The following is a 22170-nucleotide window of genomic DNA, read 5'->3' on the forward strand; positions in this document are numbered from 1 at the left end:
GGCCTTATTTCTTCATCTGCTCCTTCAGGGCAGCGAGCTTGGCGAAAGGTGAATCCGGATCGATCGGCTTTTCCTTGCGCGGCGGACGTGCCTCGAACTTGGCGGCCTGCGGCTTTACGCCGCGGTCGTTGCGATCGGGACGATCCTGGCGATCGCCTTTCTCATGGCGCTGACCATTCTGCGGCTTGCCGCCGTCACGACCGCGGTTGCGGTCCGGACGACCGCCGCCCTTGCGATTGTCATCGCCGCGGGCTTCACGGCGGCCATCGCCCTCGCGGCGCGGCTCGCCACCATCGCGGCGGGCTTCACCCTGATGCGCCCGATTGCCGGCGCCGCGGTGGTTGCCGTGCGGGCGACCGCCGGAGCGCTGGTTGTCGTTGCGGCCGCCGGGGCGCCACAGAAGAACCGGCTTGGCTTCGACCGGCTCTGCGGGCTCGCCCGCCAGTTCGGCGACGACAGCTTCCGCCTCCGGAGCGGCCGCAGCGGCCGCTGCCTGTTCCGGCACCGGCTCGGAAGCCTCTTCGCTTGGCGCATCCGCGTCGTCATGGTCGGCCGTCTCGGCCGGCGCTTCGACCGCGGCCCCGTCCGCCGGCGCGGACGCACCACCCGCCTGCGCAGCCAGGAATGCCGCAGCCTCCTCGGCCTTTACGCTGTCGGCGCGATAACCGAGCCCCTTGAGAATCTCTTCCATGTCGTCGGGGGTCGCGCCGAGAATGGACAGCATGGCCGTCGTCGCGGTGAAGCGGCGGCCGTCATAGGCCCCGTCCGGACGCGGCGTCGTGCCCGGCTTCCACTGCAACAGCGGCCGGATGAGGTCGGCGAGCCGCTCGAGAATATCGATGCGGACGGCGCGCTTGCCGAGGAACCGGAAGCCGGCCAGCTTGTAGAAGGTGCGCTCGAAAGACGGATCGGTGACGACCGAGGTACGGCCAGCCGCCAGAACCGGGATGAGCTCGCCATAGCCGGGCTTGTCCAGGCCGTCATTCTTCAAGGCCCAGAGCAGCGTGATGAGCTCGGCCGGAGCGGGCTTCAGCAGCGCCGGCATGAAGATATGATAGGCACCGAAGCGAATGCCGTGGCGGCGGATCGAGGCGCGTGCCTCCTGATCCAGCGACTTGACCTCGTCGGCGACGTCGCGGCGGAACATCACGCCGAGATTTTCCACGAGCTGGAACGCCAGGCCCTTGGCAAGGCCCTCGAGATCCTCGGCACGCGACAGGTCGTCGAGCGGCTTCAGGACCGTCGAGATGTGGTGGTTGACGAAGCGCTCGATGCGGGCAAGCACGTGATCACGCGCATTGCCCTGCAGCTGCTCGTCGGCAAGCAGGATGACGCGCGGGCGCATCACATGGTCGCTTGCGGCAAGCCGCGCAACGGGTTCGCCGACCCAGCGCACGAGGCCATCGGAAGCCAACGCCAGATCGGCATTGCCCGCCGCATGCAGGCGCGCGGCGCGCGCTTCAAATTCCAGCGCCAGCGCCTTCTGGGCGGCGCCCTGCACCGCACGCGCGTCGAGCCCGTCGGTCACTGCCGCCAGCGTGAAACGGAACCCGGCCAATTGTCCCACATGATGCCCTTCAACGAAGACATCGCCATTTACACTGATTTCAGCTTCCAGCATCGCATTCTCTCTCAGGCGCTTCATGAGCACAGATGTCCTGCGATCAACAAAGCGTTTCGTCAACCTTTCATGTAACGCGTCAGACAATCGATCTTCGATTTCCCGCGTCTTTTCTTGCCAGTGTGTCGGATCGGCAAGCCACCCTGGACGGTTAGACACATAGGTCCATGTCCTGATTTGTGCAATTCTCGCGGACAATGTGTCGATTTCACCATCCGTCTGGTCCGCGCGGCGAACCTGTTCGGCCATGAAATCTTCGTTCACTGTGCCACGCCGGACGAGATCGGCATAGATCGTCGAGATCAGATCGGCGTGTTGCGCCGGGGTTATACGACGATAGTCGGGAAGCGCACAGGCCTCCCAGAGTTTTTCTACACGCTCCGGTGTCGTTGCGACACTGGTGATTTCGGGAAAACGCGAAAGATAGTCCAGCGCCTGCTGGTCGACGGCCGGCAGAGCCCGCGTCAGGCCGTTTACCGTGGGTGCGGCATCGAGGCTTTTCTTCAAAGCCGCAAGCGAGGCGAAGCTGACCGCCTTCGAGCGCCATTGCAGCACCCGCACCGGGTCGAACTGGTGCGATTCGATGCGGTGGACAAGCTCGTTGTCGAACGGCTCTACCCGCGACGTGACGCCGAAGGTACCATCGCGCATATGCCGCCCCGCGCGGCCGGCGACCTGCGCCAGTTCCCCGGGGTTGAGATTGCGGAACTGATAGCCATCATATTTTCGATCCTGGGCGAAGGCGACGTGATCGACATCGAGGTTCAACCCCATGCCGATCGCATCGGTCGCGACCAGATATTCGACATCGCCCGCCTGGTAGAGTGCAACCTGCGCGTTGCGCGTGCGCGGCGACAGGGCGCCGAGCACGACGGCTGCCCCACCCCTCTGGCGGCGGATCAGTTCGGCGATCGCATAGACCTCTTCCGCCGAGAAGGCGACGATCGCCGTGCGCTGCGGCAAGCGGGTGATCTTCTTCGAGCCGGCATAGAGAAGCTGCGACAGCCGCGGCCGCTCGACGACGGTGATGCCCGGCAGCAATTGCTCGAGGATCGGTCGCATGGTCGCTGCGCCGAGAAGCAGGGTTTCGCTTCTGCCGCGCAGATGCATCAACCGGTCGGTGAAGATGTGGCCGCGTTCGAGGTCGCCGGCGAGCTGCACCTCGTCGATGGCGACGAATGCCGCCTTGGTCTCGCGCGGCATGGCCTCGACGGTGCAGACCGAGAAGCGCGCCATATGCGGCGCGATCTTCTCCTCGCCGGTGATCAGCGCGACGTTGTGGGCGCCGACCTTTTCGACCAGCCGCGTATAGACCTCGCGGGCAAGCAACCGGAGCGGCAATCCGATCACGCCGGATTCATGCGCGACCATGCGCTCGATCGCATAATGCGTCTTGCCGGTATTGGTGGGGCCGAGGACCGCGATCACACCGCGGCCGCTCAAGATCATGGGTTGGTCACGCACTTTATCGATCCTGCGCACTTTCACTCTGCGAAGGCCATTCACGGCGGAAAGCCGTTTCAACCGGCGCAGCACACATGCCCACGCAACGACACAAACGCAAGGGTGCCGGAGCATGAAATACTGCAAATGGGACTCGCGGCCTGCATTTCCACCCGCATTTACCGGAATCGGAACAGCCACGGAACGAATCGGAGACGAATCGCTGACTCGCCTGGATTCATTGTTTGTTCACTGCTAGATATTGATTTACTAAGTCGGATTCGCACCACATGCTGAATCGCTTGATCCTTGGAAGAACGACCCGTGGCAGTTAGCCTCATCGGGCCGCGCAGGCTGTGAGATTCAGAATCCAAACTGCTGAAAATTCAGAAAAATTTTACCACTTTGGTTAATCGGCTCGCCGTCGGCGCAGCGACTGGCGAGGCCGCGGTCAAAGGCTGAACGAATCGGCGACGAATCGCCGGCACCGCGAATTTCCCGATTTGTTCCCTACAAGATATTGTGGGTGCAACGAATATTTAACCATAGGAAAAATTGAGTCTTTTGCCAGATTCCGGCCGCCGCTTTAATTTTTTCGCCGAATCCGAATATCCCATCTGAGACGTGCAAGCGGGAGCGGATCGCCCGACAATGCAAAACGGCGCCACAAGGGCGCCGTTCGCAAAGCACGAGGGCAATCCGCGGTCAGACGAAGAACTGGCCGCCATTGGCAGAGATCGTCGAACCGGTGATGAAGCCTGCGTCGTCGGAGGCCAGGAACACGGCGATACGGGCAATCTCTTCCGGTTCGCCGAGACGGCCGACGGGAATCTGCGGAATGATGCGTTCCGCCAGAACCTTTTCGGGGATGGCGCGGACCATTTCGGTGCCGATGTAGCCGGGGCAGATGGCGTTGACGGTGATGCCCTTGGCAGCGCCCTCCTGCGCAAGCGCCTTGGTGAAGCCGAGATCGCCGGCCTTCGCTGCCGAATAATTGGCCTGGCCCATCTGGCCCTTCTGGCCGTTGATCGAGGAAATGTTGATCACGCGCCCGAAATTCCGGTCGCGCATGCCGGTCCAGACCGGGTGCGTCATGTTGAACAGGCCGCTGAGGTTGGTATCGATGACGTCCTTCCAGTTCTCCGGCGTCATCTTGTGGAACATGGCGTCGCGGGTGATGCCGGCATTGTTGACGAGAACCTCGATCGGGCCGAGATCGGCCTCGACCTTGGCGATGCCGGCAGCGCAAGCCGCATAGTCGGAAACGTCCCATTTATAGGTCGGGATGCCGGTTTCGGCGGTAAAGGCCTGAGCCTTTTCGTCATTGCCGGCATAGTTTGCGGCAACCCTGTATCCTGCGTCCTTCAAGGCAATGGATATGGCCGCGCCGATGCCGCGCGAACCGCCAGTGACCAATGCTACTCTGCTCATCCGTCTCTCCCTTTTAGGTTTCTGGCCAGATGCCTGTGCTCGCAGATGCGGGCACGATTGTTCCGGCTCTTGCTCGTGAATTTGCCCCGGCCACGGGGCCGGAGCGGTTTGACTAGCGGATGATTGTCACAGCCGTTCGACACACATGGCAACGCCCATGCCGCCGCCGATGCAGAGTGTTGCAAGCCCCCTGGATACGCCGCGGCGCTTCATTTCGAACAGCAGCGTATTGAGAATGCGGGCGCCGGACGCGCCGATCGGATGGCCGATGGCGATGGCGCCGCCATTGACGTTGACGATCGACGTATCCCAGCCGAGATCCTTGTTGACCGCGCAGGCCTGCGCCGCAAAGGCCTCGTTGGCCTCGACAAGCTCGACATCGCCAACCGACCAGCCTGCCCTCTCCAGCGCCTTTCGCGAAGCGGGGATGGGACCGGTGCCCATGATCTGCGGATCAACGCCGGCGGTTGCCCAGGAGACGATCCGGGCCAGCGGCTGGATGCCGCGGCGGCCGGCTTCCTCCTCGGTCATCAGCAACGTTGCGGCCGCACCGTCGTTGAGCCCGGAGGCGTTGCCAGCGGTGACGGTGCCTTCCTTGTCGAAGGCCGGGCGCAGCTTTGCCATCGAGTCCAGCGTGGCGCCGTGGCGGATATATTCGTCCTGATCGACGGTGACATCGCCCTTGCGACCCTTGACGACGAACGGAATGATTTCATCGGCAAAGCGACCGTCCTTCTGGGCGGCTTCGGCCTTGTTCTGCGAGGCAAGCGCGAAATGGTCCTGCTCGTCGCGCGAAAGCTGCCATTTCTTGGCGATGTTCTCGGCGGTGGTGCCCATGTGATAGCCGTAGAAGGCATCAGTCAGGCCGTCCTTGATCATGGTATCGACCATCTTGAAGTCGCCCATCTTGACGCCGCCGCGCAGATGCGCGCAATGCGGCGCCAGCGACATGGACTCCATGCCGCCGGCCACGATGATCTTGGCGTCACCGGTGGCAATCTGCTGCATGCCGAGTGCAACCGCACGCAGGCCGGAACCGCAGAGCTGGTTCATGCCCCAGGCGGTGGCTTCCTGCGGAAGGCCGGCCTTGATCGCAGCCTGGCGGGCCGGGTTCTGGCCTTCGCCGGCCGACAGAACCTGACCGAGGATCACCTCGTCCACTTCGCCGGCATCGACGCCGGCGCGCTCGAGCACACCCTTGATGACCGCCGCGCCGAGTTCGTGGGCGGGCGTATTGGCAAATGCCCCGTTGAAAGACCCGACGGCGGTGCGGCCGGCGCTGGCGATGACGATAGAGGGAGTGCTCATCAGATATTTCCTCGTTCATTTTTTTCGCAACTGTCGAAGACTGGCAAAGGTCAACGCCCAAGTCAAACGCCATAATGCAGCGACTGCCTTTTCCGATCCACAATCCAGACGCGAAAAGAAATTTTGCACCTGCGTCGTCGCATTGCACAAAGAGATTGTCAGAACAGGTTTTTTACGGATACTCTGAAAAACTCAATAAAGACGGGAGCATGGGGAGGAGACCCTGATGGCAAAACACGACGGCCAGATCGTTATCAAAAAATACGCCAACCGGAGGCTCTACAATACCGGAACCAGTACATACGTCACGCTCGACGATCTCGCGGTCATGGTCAAGAAGGGGGAGGAATTCACCGTCCTTGACGCGAAATCAGGCGAGGACATCACGCATCAGGTGTTGACGCAGATCATTTTCGAGCAGGAATCCAAGACCGGCAACACGCTGTTGCCGATTTCCTTCCTGCGCCAGCTGATCTCCTTCTACGGCGACCAGATGCAGATGGTGGTGCCGAGCTATCTGGAACATTCGATGCAGGCCTTTACCGACCAGCAGGTGCAGATGCGCGAGCAGATCAACAAGGCCTTCGGCGACACGCCGCTCGGCAAGAACCTCGCGGTTCCCTTGCAACTGGTGGAGGAACAGGTCCGGCGCAATACCGAGCTGTTCCATCAGGCGATGCAGATGTTCTCGCCCTTCATGGCAGCGACACCGCAGGCCAGGGAGCCGCGCAAGGCCGAAGCCAAGGACATCGACGAGTTGAAGGAACAGCTTCGCGCGCTGCAGACGAAGCTGGAAAACCTCGGCTGATCCAGCCTTTGCCGCGCCTGCCGAAGGCGCGGCACTGGCCTTGATCCTTACAGTCCGATCGAGACATCCCGGCCGGCGCTGCGCATCGACACCGAGAAGCCGGCAATCACATCGATGAAGCTGATCGTCATCAGGATGAAGAAGGTGTGCGTCGCCGCATTGGCGACCAGCAGGAATTCCACCAGGAAGACGATGAACAGCATCATCGACAGCAGGTGATCCATCAAGGCCTTGGAACTGACACGGGTCGCCTTGAGGATTTCGACGAAAAACAGCACGAGCGCGATGACGATCACGAGATCGCCGACGCTCATCGTCCAGACGGCGCCCGAGAGCATCGTCATCGACAGGACGGTGCTTTCGAAGACCGCGACACCGCCGCTTCCCAGCAGTCCGACCATTCCGAGATTGTAGAGAATGAACGGCAGGATCAGCAACGGAATGGCGGCGATCATCGGCAATGGCTCCCAATTTATGGCACCGGCCGCGCGGCCGGACGTCGATCGATATTTGCCTACAGCACGGTCATGGTCAAGAAAATGACCGTCTGGAAGGAACGCCGCAATCAGCCAGCTGGCAAGCAGACAACAGAAAAGGGCCAGCGAAAGCCAGCCCTTCAAAACTTCAGCCTGACGGCAACGCTGATTAAGCGGAAGCCTTCGGGGTCAGAACCTGGCGACCGCGATACATGCCGGTCTTCAGGTCGATGTGGTGCGGACGGCGCAGTTCGCCGGAGTTCTTGTCTTCGACATAGGTCGGAGCCTTCAGCGCGTCAGCGGAACGGCGCATACCGCGCTTGGACGGGCTTGTTTTTCTTTTCGGTACAGCCATTTCATACTCCACTTATCGGGCAAAACTCTGTTGAGCGGCCAGACCGTTGGCCGGGACAAACAGATGTCAATCTCGGAATTTGCCGGGCTTATACATGCCTCGCAGGCGTTTGACCAGTCCCCACAGGTATTTTTTCATGATAACCGGCGGCGGGACGAATCACGCTTCGTCCTCCGGCACGATCCAGGTTTCCTGCAGCGCCGCCTCCTGCCACTTGGCAAAGGCAGGGTGCGTCTTCACCGCATCCATATAGGCGAGCGAGCCGGGATTGCGGGTAAGGTCATAGACCTCGAACCGGTTGACGACGGGAGCAAACATGGCGTCGGCGGCGGTGAAGCGGCCAAACAGGAACGGGCCGCCGGAGCGGGCCACGGCCTCGCGCCAGATCGTCTCGATCCGCTCGACATCGCCCAGGACATCGTTCGGCAGGTTGATCGCCCGCTTTTCGCGGCGCATGTTCATCGGGCAGGCGCCGCGTAGCGCCCGGAAACCGGAGAGCATCTCCATGGAATAGCTGCGGGCGACCGCCCTTTCGGCCGGATCTTCCGGCCAGAGGCCGGCCTGCGGGAAAAGCTCGGCGACATATTCGATGATCGCCAGCGATTCCCAGACGCGGATATCGCCATGATGCAGAACCGGAACCCGCCCTGTCGGCGAAATATCCCTGAACTTCGGATTGCCGGCCTCAAAATCGAAGGGGATGACGACATCCTCGAAAGGCACGCCGCAGGCTTCCAGCGCCAGCCAGGGCCGAAGCGACCAGGAGGAATAGTTCTTGTTGCCGACATAGAGCGTGAGCTTGGTCACCGGTGTTCTCCAATCCTCGTGAATGAGGCTCACGCTATAAAGGGAAAGCCACGTTCAGCGCCAATGAAAAGGCCTGATCTCATTCATAAAGGCATTTGATATATTCGCCGGACCGGCCGGCACGGCGCTCGATCACGGAGGCGAGCCGCCGCAGGCCGCGGCCGGGCTTGCCTGCATTGCGCTCGAACGGATTGGGCAATGCGACAGCCAGCATCGCGGCCTGGCGGCGCGTGAGCTTGGCGGCAGAAACACCGAAGTGGTGGCGAGCCGCAGCTTCGGCGCCATAAATTCCGGGACCCCATTCCGCGACGTTGAGATAAAGCTCCATCATCCGCTGCTTGCTCCAGACGAAATCCGCGACGAGCGCCAGGGGAAGTTCCATCCCCTTGCGGATAAAGGAGCGGCCGTTCCAGAGAAACAGGTTCTTTGCGGTCTGCATCGGGATCGTCGAGGCGCCGCGGGTGGACTCGCCTTCCAGCGCATCCGTGACGACACCGCGCATCTGCACCCAGTCGACACCATCATGGAGACAGAACTGCCCGTCCTCCGACATCATCACCGACCGCACGAGATTGGGAGAAATCTCGTCGAAGGAGACCCATTGGCGGTCATAACCGCGCAGAAACAAGAGATCGCGCAGCATCAGCGTCGAAATCGGGTGAATGAAGCTGGGGATATAGAGGATGATCAAGACATAAGGCAGGAGGACGATGGCGGCCGCGATCAAAAGCATACGGCGCCAGTGCCGGCGCAAGATATCGCGCCACCCTCGCGAACGGCTGGAAGACACGTCTTCCTCCTCTTCCCGAGTCTCCGGTACGATGTCCACCCCTGAAGCGCCCGCCTGATAATCCATAAAATTCTCATAGAGCAAGAACGGCCAAATTTGAACGGTTTTCTCTGCCCTGTACCGACAGCAGGGCCGTCGCCTGCCGATATGGTAAAATCCCGTTGCCAGCGGCCTAACTGTCATGCCAAAGAGCGCCGCATGAGCGAAAACTCCGCATCCTTCAAAATCCGCCTGAAGAACAATGCTGCAGAGGTCGAGGCCTGTCTGGCCGGTATTCTCACCGACACGGCACAACCGGATGAAATCGCCCGGCCGGAACCGTTGCTGGCGGCCATGCGCCATGGCGTGCTGAACGGCGGCAAGCGCCTGCGTCCGTTCCTGGTGATGGAGAGCGCGGCCCTTCTCGGCGGCGATGCGCAGGCGGCACTGCGCATCGGCGCGGCATTGGAATGCGTCCACAGCTATTCGCTGGTCCATGACGATCTCCCGGCCATGGACGATGATGATCTGCGCCGCGGCCAGCCGACCGTGCATATCGCCCATGGCGAGGCAAACGCGATCCTGGCCGGCGACAGCCTGCTGACGCTCGCCTTCGATATCATCGCCGCACCCGAAACAGGGCTTCAGGACCGGCAGAAGACCGAGCTGGTCCTGGCACTGGCGCGTGCCTCCGGCATCGGCGGCATGGCCGGAGGCCAGGCCCTCGACCTCGCGGCGGAAGGCTTAGCGCTCGACGAGACAGGCATCACCACGCTGCAGGCGATGAAGACCGGCGCGCTGATCCGCTTTGCCTGCGAGGCCGGCGCCATCATAGCCGGCAGCTCCGATGCCGATCGGCGGCTGATGCGGCAATACGGCGAAAAGATCGGCCTCGCCTTCCAGCTGGCCGACGACCTTCTCGACCTGACGGCCGACGCCGAGACGATGGGAAAGGCGACCGGCAAGGACGCTGCCCGCGGCAAGGGCACGCTCGTTGCCCTGCACGGGAAGGACTGGACCGAGGCCCAGCTCGCCCGGCTGGTGCAGGAAGCTGCCACGCTGCTTGAGCCGTTCGGTGAGCGGGCGGACGTTCTCAACGAGGCCGCCCGTTTCGTCGCCAATCGCAGGAGCTGACCGATGAGCAGGTTCTGGTCGCCGATCGTCGGCACGCTGAAGCCCTATACGGCAGGCGAGCAGCCGCGCATCGCCAACCTCGTCAAGCTCAACACCAACGAGAACCCCTATGGTCCGTCGCCGAAGGCAATCGCCGCCATGCAGGCGGCCGTGGCCGATACGCTGAGGCTCTATCCGGACCCGAGCGCGCTTGCACTGCGCGAAGCGATCGCCAGGACCTACGGCGTCTCGCCGGACGAGGTTTTTGTGGGCAACGGTTCCGACGAGGTCCTGGCACATGCCTTCGTGGCGCTTCTCAAGCACGAGAAGCCGCTGCTCTATCCCGACGTCACCTACAGTTTCTACCCGACCTATTGCCGCCTGTTCGGCATCGAGGCCGTCGACGTGCCGCTGAACGACGATTTCGGCATCGACATCGGTGACTATGACCGTCCCTGCGGCGCGATCATCCTGCCCAACCCGAATGCGCCCACCGGCATCGGCCTGCCGCTGTCGGCGATCGAGACCCTTCTTGCAGCGCATCCCGAGCAGCCGGTGGTGATCGATGAAGCCTATATCGACTTCGGCGGCGAGAGCGTGATCCCCCTCACCCGGAAATACGACAATCTGCTGGTCATCCACACCCTGTCCAAGTCGCGCTCGCTGGCGGGTCTGCGGGTCGGCTATGCCATTGGCCAGCGGCCACTGATCGATGCGCTGGAGCGCGTCAAGGACAGTTTCAACTCCTATCCGCTGGACCGCATCGCGCAGGCGGGCGCCACCGCCGCCATCGAAGACACCGCGTGGTTCGACGAGACGCGCCATGCCGTCATCGCCTCGCGAGACCGCGTTTCCGGTGCACTGCGCCAGCGGGGCTTCGAGGTGCTGCCTTCGCAGGCCAACTTCGTGTTTGCCCGTCACCCGGACCACAGCGGCGAGGCACTGGCAAAGGGCCTGCGCGAGCGGGCGGTGCTCGTGCGCCGCTTCGCCGAGCCGCGTATTTCCGATTTCCTGCGCATCTCGATCGGCACGCCGGAGCAGTGCGATGCGCTCATTGCGGCACTGGAAGACATTCTCTGACGGCTTTCGTTCGCGCGGTACGGGTCGCTTCAACCTTTGCAACAAGGTGCGGTCCCGATGTCCGACGTCCCGCCTATGATCGCCAACGCCTCGCGCGGCCCGCTATCCTCGCCGTCATCGCGAGCTGAGCCAGGCCGCAAGGCGGGCCTGTCGCTGGTCTTCGGAGGGGCAACGGCAGAAAATATTGTCGCCACGACAAAATGCCTGTTTCACCGAAAGGAATAACGGGCATAGTGGCGCCGAAAAAACCATCGGAAAATCACCTATGTCCTACCTCTTGCCTTATCTGCCGCAACTCATGGTCGCCTGGGGCGCTTATCTGATCGCCACCGCCTCGCCAGGCCCGGCCGTGCTTGCCATCATCGGCACGTCGATCAGTCGCGGGAGAAGCTCCGGCGTGGCGCTGGCGCTGGGCGTGCTGACCGGTTCCTACATCTGGGCGATGCTGACGGCCGCGGGGCTTTCCGCGCTGATCCGCTCCTACGGCCAGGCGCTGGTCATCCTGAAGATAGCCGGCGGTCTCTATCTGCTCTGGCTGGCGTTGAACGCGCTGAGGGCGGCACTTCGAAAAGAGCCACCGAAAGACATCGCGGAGAATGAGGTTGCGCCCTCCCTGCACCGGCTCTACCTCAAGGGATTGGGTATCCACCTGACGAACCCGAAGGCCATTTTCAACTGGATCATGCTTGTCTCGCTGGGGATGCCGAAGGACGCACCGGTCGGTGTCACCGCAGCATTCATCGCCGGCTGCATGGTGCTCGGCGTCGCGGTGTTCACCGGCTTTGCGCTTCTGTTTTCACTCGGCGCGGTGAACCGGGTCTACCGCAAGGCGCGGCGCGGGATCGAAGGCGCGATGGCCGGTTTCTTCGCCTTTGCCGGATTGAGGTTGCTGACGGCCAAACTGTAGCCTATTCGGCGGCCGCCTGGCCCCGGCCGAAGCGCTTCTCGATGTAGTCGGAAACCAGCGCCTCGAAATCGCCGGCGATATTGGTGCCGCGGATCGTCATCGCCTTCTTGCCGTCGATATAGACCGGGGCGGCCGGAAGCTCGCCGGTGCCGGGCAGCGAGATGCCGATATCGGCATGCTTGCTTTCGCCCGGGCCGTTGACGATGCAGCCCATGACCGCAACCTTCAGGCCTTCGACGCCCGGATATTTTTCACGCCAGACTGGCATGTTGCGGCGGATATCGTCCTCGATCTTGCGGGCAAGCTCCTGGAACACCGTCGAGGTCGTGCGGCCGCAGCCGGGACAGGCGGCAACGACCGGGATGAACTGCCGGAAGCCCATGACCTGCAACAGTTCCTGCGCCACCTGCACCTCGCGGCTGCGGTCGCCGCCGGGCTCGGGGGTGAGCGAAATGCGGATCGTGTCGCCGATGCCCTGCTGCATCAGGATGCCGAGCGAGGCGGCAGAGGCGACGATGCCCTTTGAGCCCATGCCGGCTTCGGTCAGGCCGAGGTGCAGCGCGTGGTCGGAACGGGCGGCCAGCATCGCATAGACGGCGATCAGGTCCTGTACGTTCGAGACCTTGGCCGAGAGGATGATGCGGTTGCGCGGCAGGCCGATTTCCTCGGCCAGTTCCGCCGAGATCAGCGCCGACTGTACGATGGTCTCGCGCGTGACTTGGCTGGCCGTCAGCGGAAATCCCCGGGCCTGGTTGTCGTCCATCATCCGCGTCAACAGTTCCTGGTCGAGCGAGCCCCAGTTGACGCCGATGCGCACCGGCTTGTTGAAGTCGATGGCGCGCTCGATGATGGCGGCGAACTGCTTGTCCTTTTTGTCTTTGAAGCCGACATTGCCGGGATTGATGCGGTATTTTGCCAGCGCCTCGGCGCAGGCCGGATGGTCGGCGAGCAGCTTGTGGCCGATATAATGGAAATCGCCGATCAGCGGCACGTCGAGGCCGAGGCGCTCGAGCCGCTCGCGGATCTTCGGCACGGCGGCAGCGCTTTCGTCGCGATCGACGGTGATGCGCACCAGTTCGGAGCCGGCACGATGCAGTGCCGCGACCTGCGCAACGGTGGCGTCGACGTCTGCCGTGTCGGTATTGGTCATCGACTGCACGACGACGGGTGCAGATCCCCCGACGATCACGCCACCGACATCGACGGCAACGGAGGCGCGGCGCGGCTGCGGATCAAAATCGAAGGCGGAAGACATGAAAGCCCCTTGCACGTGCTGTTGCGGCGATTTCCCCTGAGGTGGATGAGGAAGGCCGCCTTGTCAACGGCAACATCATGGATTGACGGCGAATTGATGACCGCAAGGCCGCATGTTGACCTCAGTCGTGCCCCTTCGGATCGGCGTGAACCGCATGATGCGACAGGAGAAGCACCACGATGAACAAGGCCGGAATGCAGGTGAAGATGATCGAAAAACCGGTGTGCTCGGCGATGAAGCCGATCAGTGACGGCGCAAACAGCATGCCGGAGTAACCCATGAAGGTAGCGACCGACAGCCCGATGCCCGGGGCCAGTCCCGGCATGTTGCCGGCAGCGGAAAAGGCGATCGGCACCATGTTGGAAATGCCGACGCCGGCCAGCGCAAAGCCGATGATGGCCAGCGGCGCGTTGGGCGCAAGACCGGCAAGGACGAGGCCGACCAGTGCCGTCAGCGTGCAGACGCGCAGGGTCTTCACGCCGCCGAAGCGGTCGCGCACGTGATCGCCGGCAAAGCGCATGATCGCCATGGTCGCGGAAAAGGCGGCAAAGCCGAAGCCGGACAGGGCGACCGAGGCGCCGAGTTCGTTGCGCAGGTAGAGCGCGCCCCAATCCAGAACGCTTCCCTCCGGCACCATCGAAAACAGCGCCACCAGACCGATCAGCCAGGGAAGCGGCGTCTTCGGCAGACGCAGTTTCTGCCTGGCGACATCGGGATGCGGCCGGTCGTGGAGAATCATCGGCCAGGCAAGGCCAAGCACCACAAGACAGAACAGCGTGACGAGGATCGCGTGCGGCAACACGCCAAATTGCGCCATGATGACACCGCCGCTTGCCGAACCGATGAGACCGCCAAGGCTCCAATAGGCATGGCAGGACGACATGATCGCCCGGCGCATCGACTTCTCCACCTCGACCGCATTGGCATTCATCGCCACATCCATGGCGCCGACGAAGCCGCCGAGCAGGAACATGCCGATCGCCGCCGTCCAGACATTCGGCAAAAGCGTCAGGAGCAGGAGAAGCGGCGACAGGATGATGGCGGTAACCTTCACGACCTTCTGCGAGCCGAGCCGGGCAATGAAGCCGCCGGCGATCGGCATCAGCACCAGCGAACCGATGCCGAACACGAGGATCAACAGGCCGAGCACGCTTTCGCCGATGCCGAGCTTCTCCTTGAACTCCGGGATCTTCGGCGCCCAGCTACCGGTGACGAAGCCGTTCATCAGGAATAGCAGCGACACCGCCAGGCGGGTTTTCGGCATATAGCCCGAGCGGACGGCGGCCTGCTGCTGGATTGTGCTTTGCTGAGCCATGATCTTTTTCCTGTGCAATCCACTGCCGGATTCAAACCGTGATTTCGATGAGGTTGCCATCGGGGTCCTTCAGGACCGCCTCGTAGAAGCCATCGCCCGTCATGCGGGCGGGAGAGATGAGAATTCCTGAAGCCGCCGCCTGCGCGGCCATTGCATCCACGGCCTTCCGGCTTCCGAGCGACAGCGCAAGATGGGCGTAGCCCTGCCGTTCCTGAAGCACCTCTCGCGTGATCCAGGGACCCTGCATCACCTCGATCGAGGGGCCGCCCTTCAGCGTCAGGAAGCGCGAGCAAAAGCCGGGGCGGCGGGCGCTCTCGTAGAGATCACCCACGACCGCGCCGAACGTGTCGGCCCAGAAACGGCAGAGGCCGTCGAGGTCGGCTGTCCAGAGGGCGACGTGAGCTATCCTCATGCCTTGGTCTTTCGGGCGTGGGCGATGACAATGCCGGCCGCTTCGTAGCGACCGACGGCATCTGCCGGCGCATCGTGCTCGACAATGAGCGCCGAGCATTGAGCTGCCGCGATGACCCTGTGCGGCGCCGAGGTCGCGAATTTGTCGTTGGTGATTGCCGCCAGCACCGATGCGCTGCCGAGCGCGACAAGCCGCTTGAATTCGGCATCCTCGTATTCGAAGACGGTCAGCCCGGCGTCGATATCGGCGCCACAGGCGCCGAGAATGCAGAGATCGGGTCGCAGCGTCTCGATGTCGCGCTGCGCCCTGGCGCCGACCGCAGCGCCGACACGCCGGTCGATCTTGCCGCCGATGACGATCAGATCAACCCCTGGCTTGTCCATCAGTGCGGCGGCAATCAGCGGCGTGTTCGTCACCGCCGTCAGCTCCAGATCGTCCGGAAGCGCCTCGGCAATCGCCAGATTTGTGGAGCCTGCGTCGAAGAAGACGGTCGTTCCCGGCTTGATGAAGGCAAGAGTGGCAGCGGCAAGTGCCGCCTTGCGCTCCGGCGCCTCGCCGACACGCTGGGCAAGGGTCGTGCTGCCGGGCGAAACCGGCAGCGCGCCGCCATAGACCCGCTCGCAAAGCCCTGCGGCGGCAAGCTCGCGCAGATCACGGCGAATCGTATCTTCGGAGACGTTGAATTCCTGCGCGAGATCGACAGCCAGCACCCGCCCGGACGCCCGCAGGCGGTCCTGGATCAGCCGTTGACGTTGTTGAAGAAGCAGTTCTGCCTGCATGGTTCGGCCACATCGTGCATGATTACGGATAAATCGGCACAAACAGGCATACACAGGTTTTCCTGGCACTTCAACCGATTTGTGATCGCTTCTGGAAAAATTTGCCGCGAAAACCGGCAAGCCGCCTTGAATTTGAGCGATCGGCGCCAATTTTGCGTGGAAACGCCCGGAAATTGAGAAAAACCTTTCGCTGTTGCGTCGCACAATTGAAGTTTTGTGCGCTGTGGGCGGCGGGACCATATGCGATTGTCCTCTCACACCGGCGACGGGCCGGACAGAAAGATGGAAAAAGACAATGAAATGGGTTCACACACTTCTCGCCGCCGCCGCCATCGCGCAGCTGGTTTCGATCGCTCCGGCCTTTGCCGGCGAAAACCTTGAGGCCGTCAAGTCGGCCGGGGCGCTGAAGATCGGCACCGAAGGCACCTACGCACCCTTCACCTATCACGACGAAAGCGGCAAGCTCGTCGGCTTCGACGTCGAGATCGGCGAAGCGATCGCCAGCAAGCTGGGCGTCAAGGCCGAGTTCCTCGAAGGCAAGTGGGACGGGCTGATCGCCGGTCTCGACGCCAACCGCTACGACGCCGTGATCAACCAGGTGGGCATCACCGAGGAGCGCAAGAAGAAGTACGATTTCTCAGAGCCTTACATCGCCTCCAAGGCCGTTCTGATCGTCAAGGCAGAGAATGAGGAGATCAAGGATTTCCCCGACCTTAAGGGCAAGAAGGCCGCGCAGTCGCTGACCAGCAACTTCGGCAAGCTGGCAGGGGCCTCCGGCGCCGAACTCGTCGGCACCGATGGCTTCGATCAGTCGATCCAGCTCGTCCTGACCGGCCGTGCCGATGCGACGATCAACGACAGCCTGTCCTTCCTCGATTTCAAGAAGCACAAGCCGGATGCTCCGGTGAAGATCGCCGCCGAGCAGGCGAATGCCGACTATTCCGGCATCATCATCCGCAAGGGCGAGCCGGAGCTTCTCGACGCGATCAACAAGGCGCTGGCCGACATCAAGGCCGACGGCACCTATGACGCGATTTCGAAAAAGTATTTCGGCGCCGACGTTTCGAAGTAACGCGACTGAGGTGGATCAGTTTCCCCAAGCCCTGTGAACGCCCCGCGAACGGGGAGAAGGGACGACGGAGGCTGCCGCTTGTCCCTTCTCCCCGTTCGCGGGGAGACGGCTAGGGTGAGGGGCGGATGAGGGGCCGTTACCGGTTTCGCCGCTTCGTTCTGTGAACTATAAGGCGTGATCCGTTCCGGAAGCTCCGGGGCGGATCATGTCGTTTGAAAGGCCCTGTCCGTGCCCTCCTGGCTCCAACTCATGCTCGATTCGCTCCTGCCGCTTTTGCGGGCCGGACTGATCTTCACCATCCCGCTGACGCTGCTGTCGTTCGGTCTTGGCCTGGCGCTCGGGCTTCTGACGGCGATTACCCGTCTCTTCGGGGCCAAACCGCTGGTCGCCGTGGCGCGGTTCTATGTCTGGGTCATTCGCGGCACGCCGCTGCTCGTCCAGCTTTTCGTCATCTTCTACGGCCTGCCGAGCCTCGGCATCCTGCTCGACGCCTTTCCCGCGGCGCTGATCGGCTTTACGCTCAACATCGGTGCCTATACGTCCGAAATCATCCGCGCCGTCATCTCCTCGGTGCCGCGCGGCCAGTGGGAGGCGGCCTATTCGATCGGCATGAGCTGGGGCCAGGCGATGCGCCGCACCATCCTGCCGCAGGCGACCCGCGTTGCCGTGCCGCCGCTGTCCAACACCTTCATTTCGCTGGTCAAGGACACCTCGCTCGCCGCCGCCATTACCGTGCCGGAACTGTTCCAGACGGCCCAGCGCATCGTTGCCACGACCTATGAACCGCTGATCCTCTATATCGAGGCGGCGCTGATCTACCTGGCGCTCAGTTCCGTTCTCTCTGCCCTGCAGGTGCGGCTGGAAAACCGCTTTGCCCGCTATGGCGGCTTCCTGGAGGCGCGCACATGATCGAGCTCACCCATATCGAAAAGCGCTTCGGCGACAATGTCGTCTTGAAGGACATCAGCGTCACCATCGCCGAAGGCACCGTAACAGCGCTGGTCGGCCCCTCCGGCGGCGGCAAGAGCACGCTGCTGCGCTGCGTCAACCTCCTGGAAATCCCGACCTCCGGCGCGATCCGGCTGGGCGAGGAGCGCATCGAGTTCGCCCCAAACAGGAAGACCGGCTGGGACGCCATTCAGCGCCTGCGCCGCCAGACCGGCATGGTCTTCCAGAACTTCCAGCTTTTCCCGCACCAGACAGCGATCGAGAACGTCATGGAAGGGCTGGTGACCGTCCTGAAATGGCCGAAGGACAGGGCAAGGGCCCGCGCGAACGAACTGCTGGAAAAGGTCGGCATGGCCCACAAGGCTGACGCCTGGCCAGCAACGCTCTCGGGCGGCCAGCAGCAGCGCGTGGCGATCGCCCGCGCGCTGGCCCCTTCGCCGCGCGTGCTTCTCTGCGACGAGCCGACCTCGGCGCTCGACCCGGAACTGGCCGAGGAAGTCGTAGAGGTCTTGAACCGGCTCGCGGCCGAAGGCACGACGATGATCATGGCGACCCACGACCTGCGGCTTGCCTCGAAAGTCGCCGACCAGGTGCTGTTCCTCGACGGCGGCCTGATCGTCGAAAGCGGCCCGCCTAGGAACATCTTCCAGACGCCGCAGCGGGAACGAACGAAGAAGTTCATTTCCTCGCTGAACATGGGCAACGACTACGAGATTTGAAACGCAAACGGCCGGGCAAAGCCCGGCCGTTTCTTTGGTATCGGAATGCTCAAGCCCCGTAGACGATCAAAAGATCCTTGGCGTCGATCTGGTCGCCGGTGCGCACCAGCACTTCGGCGATGGTGCCGTCCTTTTCGGCGTGCAGCGCGGTTTCCATCTTCATCGCCTCGATCGACAAGAGCACGTCGCCGGACTTGACGGTCTGGCCGGGCGAAACGGAGACCGTCGAGATGACGCCCGGCATCGGCGCGCCGAGATGGGTGGCGTTGCCAAGATCGGCCTTGCGGCGCGCGGCGCTCGAGGCCGAGCGGTTGCGGTCCGGCACCTTGATCAGGCGCGGCTGGCCGTTGAGCTCGAAGAACACCTTGACCATGGCCTGCTCGTCCGGCTCGCTCTTGGCCTGGTGCAGGATGACCAGCGACACGCCCTTTTCGAGTTCCGGCAGCAGTTCCTCGCCGGCCGATAGCCCGTAGAAGTAGGCGGGCGTCGGCAGCACCGAGACCGGACCGTAGGTTTCGGCGGCCTGCGCATAGTCGGTGAAAACCTTCGGATACATCAGATAGGAGGCGAATTCGAAGTCGCTGACCTTGCGCTCCAGCTTGGTCTCGATGTCCTTGCGCTCCTTGTCGAGATCGGCATCCGCAAGCAGCGAACCGGGACGGGCGGTATAGGCCTTCTCGCCCTTCAGTGCCTTTGCCTGCAGCGCCTTCGGCCATCCGCCCGGCGGCTGGCCGAGATCGCCCTTCAGCATCGACACGACCGAATCCGGGAAGGAGACGTCCTTGGCCGGGTTCTCGACATCGGCGACCGTCAGGTCCTGAGAGACCATCATCAGCGCCATGTCGCCCACCACCTTGGAGGACGGCGTCACCTTGACGATGTCGCCGAACATCTGGTTGGCATCGGCATAGGCCTGCGCCACCTGGTGCCAGCGGGTCTCCAGCCCGAGCGAGCGGGCCTGTTCCTTGAGGTTGGTGAACTGGCCGCCCGGCATTTCATGCAGATAGACTTCCGACGCCGGCCCCTTGAGGTCGCTTTCGAAGGCGGCATACTGGTTACGCACCGCTTCCCAGTAGAAGGAGATGCGGCGGATCCACTCGGGATCAAGGCCCGGATCGCGCTCGGAACCGCGCAGCGCCTCGACGATCGAGCCGAGACAGGGCTGCGAGGTATTGCCGGAGAAGGCATCCATCGCCGCATCGACGACGTCGACACCGGCATCCACAGCGGCAAGGACGGTCGCGGCGGAAATGCCCGAGGTATCGTGCGTGTGGAAATGGATCGGCAGGTCGGTTGCCTCGCGCAGCGCCTTGAACAGCACCGTCGCCGCCGCCGGTTTCAGCAGGCCGGCCATGTCCTTCAGCGCGATCATGTGCGCGCCGGCCTTTTCCAGCTCGGTGGCGAGCGCGGAGTAGTATTTCAGGTCGTATTTCGGCCGGGCGGAATTGAGGATGTCGCCGGTATAGCAGATCGCCGCCTCGCAGATCTTGTTCTCCTCGGCGACCGCGTCCATCGAGACGCGCATGTTGTCGACCCAGTTGAGGCAGTCGAACACCCGGAACACGTCGATGCCGCCCTTCGCCGCCTGGCGGACGAAGTATTTGACGACATTGTCGGGATAGTTCTTGTAGCCGACGCCGTTGGCGCCGCGCAAAAGCATCTGCAGCAAGAGGTTCGGTGCATCCTCGCGCACCTTAGCGAGACGCTCCCAGGGATCCTCGGTCAGGAAGCGCATCGACACGTCGAAGGTGGCGCCGCCCCAGCATTCGAGCGAGAACAGGTTGGGCAGGGCACGGGCATAGGTACCGGCGACCCGGGCGATGTCATAGGTGCGCACGCGGGTGGCGAGCAGCGACTGATGGCCGTCGCGCATGGTCGTGTCGGTCAAAAGCACGCGCTTTTCCGCCCGCACCCACTCGGCGAACTTCTTCGGACCGAGCGCATCGAGCTTCTGCTTCGTGCCGTCGACGATCGCCGCATTGCTGTGGGGAACGATCGGCTTTGCCGCATCCGCGCTCGGCTTCGGCCGGCCCTTTGCTTCCGGGTGCCCGTTGACCGTCACGTCGGCGAGGTAGGTCAAGAGCTTGGTGGCGCGGTCCTGGCGCTTGACCTGCTGGAACAACTCGGGCGTCGTGTCGATGAAGCGGGTGGTGTAGGAATTGTCCTTGAATTTCGGGTGGCTGATGATCGCTTCCAGGAAGGTGAGGTTCGTCGCCACCCCGCGAATACGGAATTCGCGCAGGGCGCGGTCCATGCGGGCGATCGCCTCGGCGGGGTTCGGCGCCCACGCGGTGACCTTGACCAGCAGCGGATCATAAAAGCGCGTGATGACAGCCCCCGGATAGGCCGTGCCGCCGTCGAGGCGAATACCGAAGCCGGACGCCGAGCGGTAGCCGGTGATGCGGCCATAGTCCGGGATGAAGTTCTGTTCCGGATCTTCGGTGGTGATGCGGCACTGCAGCGCATGGCCGTTGAGACGGATGTCCTCCTGTTTCGGCACGCCCGATTCCGGCGTGCCGATGGCAAAGCCGTCGAGGATGTGGATCTGCGCCTTGACGATGTCGATGCCGGTCACGACTTCGGTGACGGTATGCTCGACCTGGATGCGCGGATTGACCTCGATGAAGTAGAATTTGCCGGTATCCATATCCATCAGGTACTCGACGGTACCGGCGCCGATGTAGTTCGTCGCCTGGGCGATCCGGGTCGAATAGCCGGCCAGTTCCTGGCGCTGCGCTTCCGTGAGATAGGGAGCCGGAGCGCGCTCGACGACTTTCTGGTTACGGCGCTGGACCGAGCAATCCCGCTCGAACAGATGCACCACGTTGCCATGGGTATCGCCGAGCACCTGGCTTTCGACGTGGCGGGCACGCTCGACCAGTTTCTCCAGATAGACCTCGTCCTTGCCGAAAGCGGCCATTGCCTCGCGCTTGGCTTCCGTCACCTCGCGGATCAGATCCTTGGGGTCGCGGATCGCGCGCATGCCGCGCCCGCCGCCGCCCCAGGAAGCCTTCAGCATGACCGGATAGCCGATTTCTCCGGCGAGGCGCTGGATCTCGGCAGGATCGTCCGGCAATGGTTCGGTCGCCGGCACGACCGGCACGCCGATCTCGATCGCGAGATTGCGGGCGGCGACCTTGTTGCCGAGGCGCCGCATCGTGTCACCGGTTGGCCCGATGAAGATGATGCCGGCCGCCTTGCAGGCGTCGACGAATTCCGGGCTTTCCGACAGAAGGCCGTAGCCCGGATGGATGGCATCGGCGCCCGACAGCTTGGCGACGCGGATGATTTCATCGATCGACAGATAGCTCTCGATCGGACCGAGATCGCGTGCGAGGTGCGAGCCGCGGCCGATCTGGTAGCTTTCGTCCGCCTTGAACCGGTGCAGCGCGAGCTTGTCCTCCTCCGCCCATACCGCAACCGTTTTTATTCCCAGCTCGTTTGCAGCGCGAAACACGCGGATGGCAATTTCAGAACGATTGGCGACAAGGATCTTTGAAATGGGCAAGTCGGACTCCTCAAGACTTGAACGCGGTCATGCTGCACCGCGAA

19 protein-coding genes are annotated in these 22170 nt (G+C 62.9%); 7 read left to right on the top strand and 12 right to left on the bottom strand.

Annotated elements, in window-relative coordinates:
- Nucleotides 1-4 precede the first annotated feature (4 nt).
- From A3AY_RS0125015 to A3AY_RS0125025, 3 genes are all read right to left on the bottom strand, one after another.
- The gene (locus tag A3AY_RS0125015) at nucleotides 5-3070 is read right to left on the bottom strand and encodes a helicase-related protein (RefSeq protein WP_018328416.1); all 3066 of its coding nucleotides are present in this window, start codon (nucleotides 3068-3070) and stop codon (nucleotides 5-7) included.
- Nucleotides 3071-3769: 699 nt separating this feature from the next.
- Complete coding sequence (gene phbB, locus A3AY_RS0125020) at nucleotides 3770-4495, bottom strand: beta-ketoacyl-ACP reductase (protein ID WP_026203802.1); 726 nt, start codon at nucleotides 4493-4495, stop codon at nucleotides 3770-3772.
- Between the two features lie 126 nt (nucleotides 4496-4621).
- Complete coding sequence (locus tag A3AY_RS0125025) at nucleotides 4622-5803, bottom strand: acetyl-CoA C-acetyltransferase (protein ID WP_018328418.1); 1182 nt, start codon at nucleotides 5801-5803, stop codon at nucleotides 4622-4624.
- Between the two features lie 226 nt (nucleotides 5804-6029).
- Here A3AY_RS0125025 and phaR point away from each other — a divergent pair, with 226 nt between their 5' ends.
- Nucleotides 6030-6611 (top strand): polyhydroxyalkanoate synthesis repressor PhaR, encoded by a 582-nt coding sequence (gene phaR / locus A3AY_RS0125030; RefSeq protein ID WP_018328419.1) that lies wholly within the window; start codon nucleotides 6030-6032, stop codon nucleotides 6609-6611.
- Between the two features lie 47 nt (nucleotides 6612-6658).
- Here phaR and A3AY_RS0125035 read toward each other — a convergent pair whose 3' ends face one another.
- The 4 genes from A3AY_RS0125035 to mtgA all read right to left on the bottom strand — a co-directional run bounded on the left by A3AY_RS0125035 (nucleotide 6659) and on the right by mtgA (nucleotide 9105).
- Complete coding sequence (locus A3AY_RS0125035) at nucleotides 6659-7066, bottom strand: hypothetical protein (protein WP_026203803.1); 408 nt, start codon at nucleotides 7064-7066, stop codon at nucleotides 6659-6661.
- A 190-nt stretch (nucleotides 7067-7256) separates the two neighbouring features.
- A complete protein-coding gene (rpmF, locus tag A3AY_RS0125040; protein ID WP_026203804.1) occupies nucleotides 7257-7442 on the bottom strand; it encodes a 50S ribosomal protein L32 in 186 nt (61 codons plus the stop codon).
- A gap of 159 nt (nucleotides 7443-7601) precedes the next feature.
- A complete protein-coding gene (locus A3AY_RS0125045) occupies nucleotides 7602-8249 on the bottom strand; it encodes a glutathione S-transferase family protein (protein WP_018328422.1) in 648 nt (215 codons plus the stop codon).
- 79 nt (nucleotides 8250-8328) lie between these two features.
- Nucleotides 8329-9105 carry a monofunctional biosynthetic peptidoglycan transglycosylase gene (gene mtgA / locus A3AY_RS0125050; RefSeq protein ID WP_018328423.1) on the bottom strand — a complete coding sequence of 259 codons (777 nt, stop codon included), beginning with the start codon at nucleotides 9103-9105 and terminating at the stop codon, nucleotides 8329-8331.
- Between the two features lie 132 nt (nucleotides 9106-9237).
- On the opposite strand from mtgA, the gene A3AY_RS0125055 reads away from it, so the two are divergent.
- From A3AY_RS0125055 to A3AY_RS0125070, 3 genes are all read left to right on the top strand, one after another.
- Complete coding sequence (locus A3AY_RS0125055; protein ID WP_018328424.1) at nucleotides 9238-10152, top strand: polyprenyl synthetase family protein; 915 nt, start codon at nucleotides 9238-9240, stop codon at nucleotides 10150-10152.
- Nucleotides 10153-10155: 3 nt separating this feature from the next.
- The gene (hisC, locus tag A3AY_RS0125060) at nucleotides 10156-11211 is read left to right on the top strand and encodes a histidinol-phosphate transaminase (RefSeq protein WP_018328425.1); all 1056 of its coding nucleotides are present in this window, start codon (nucleotides 10156-10158) and stop codon (nucleotides 11209-11211) included.
- A gap of 265 nt (nucleotides 11212-11476) precedes the next feature.
- The gene (locus A3AY_RS0125070; protein ID WP_018328426.1) at nucleotides 11477-12118 is read left to right on the top strand and encodes a LysE family translocator; all 642 of its coding nucleotides are present in this window, start codon (nucleotides 11477-11479) and stop codon (nucleotides 12116-12118) included.
- Between the two features lies 1 nt (nucleotide 12119).
- Here the strand turns inward: A3AY_RS0125070 and ispG are convergent, their stop codons facing one another.
- From ispG to A3AY_RS0125090, 4 genes are all read right to left on the bottom strand, one after another.
- On the bottom strand, nucleotides 12120-13373 hold the full coding sequence (gene ispG / locus A3AY_RS0125075; protein WP_018328427.1) for a flavodoxin-dependent (E)-4-hydroxy-3-methylbut-2-enyl-diphosphate synthase: 1254 nt from the start codon (nucleotides 13371-13373) through the stop codon (nucleotides 12120-12122).
- Nucleotides 13374-13494: 121 nt separating this feature from the next.
- Nucleotides 13495-14688: an MFS transporter gene (locus tag A3AY_RS0125080; protein ID WP_018328428.1), complete on the bottom strand. Its 1194-nt coding sequence runs from the start codon at nucleotides 14686-14688 to the stop codon at nucleotides 13495-13497.
- A gap of 31 nt (nucleotides 14689-14719) precedes the next feature.
- Entirely contained in the window at nucleotides 14720-15100 is a 381-nt protein-coding gene (locus A3AY_RS0125085) for a VOC family protein (protein ID WP_018328429.1), read from the bottom strand.
- Nucleotides 15097-15879, bottom strand: coding sequence for a DeoR/GlpR family DNA-binding transcription regulator (locus A3AY_RS0125090; RefSeq protein WP_018328430.1), 783 nt, complete (start codon nucleotides 15877-15879; stop codon nucleotides 15097-15099). Before A3AY_RS0125090 ends, A3AY_RS0125085 begins: the two co-directional genes overlap by 4 nt.
- A 295-nt stretch (nucleotides 15880-16174) precedes the next feature.
- On the opposite strand from A3AY_RS0125090, the gene A3AY_RS0125095 reads away from it, so the two are divergent.
- From A3AY_RS0125095 to A3AY_RS0125105, 3 genes are all read left to right on the top strand, one after another.
- Nucleotides 16175-16951 carry an amino acid ABC transporter substrate-binding protein gene (locus A3AY_RS0125095; RefSeq protein ID WP_018328431.1) on the top strand — a complete coding sequence of 259 codons (777 nt, stop codon included), beginning with the start codon at nucleotides 16175-16177 and terminating at the stop codon, nucleotides 16949-16951.
- 228 nt (nucleotides 16952-17179) lie between these two features.
- Entirely contained in the window at nucleotides 17180-17860 is a 681-nt protein-coding gene (locus A3AY_RS0125100) for an amino acid ABC transporter permease (protein ID WP_026203805.1), read from the top strand.
- A complete protein-coding gene (locus tag A3AY_RS0125105; protein ID WP_018328433.1) occupies nucleotides 17857-18618 on the top strand; it encodes an amino acid ABC transporter ATP-binding protein in 762 nt (253 codons plus the stop codon). Before A3AY_RS0125100 ends, A3AY_RS0125105 begins: the two co-directional genes overlap by 4 nt.
- Nucleotides 18619-18667: 49 nt before the next feature.
- On the opposite strand, the gene pyc is transcribed toward A3AY_RS0125105, so the two are convergent.
- Nucleotides 18668-22126: a pyruvate carboxylase gene (gene pyc, locus A3AY_RS0125110; RefSeq protein WP_018328434.1), complete on the bottom strand. Its 3459-nt coding sequence runs from the start codon at nucleotides 22124-22126 to the stop codon at nucleotides 18668-18670.
- Nucleotides 22127-22170 lie beyond the last annotated feature (44 nt).

This window comes from Rhizobium giardinii bv. giardinii H152 (genome assembly GCF_000379605.1).
In the GTDB taxonomy this organism is placed as follows: domain Bacteria; phylum Pseudomonadota; class Alphaproteobacteria; order Rhizobiales; family Rhizobiaceae; genus Pararhizobium; species Pararhizobium giardinii.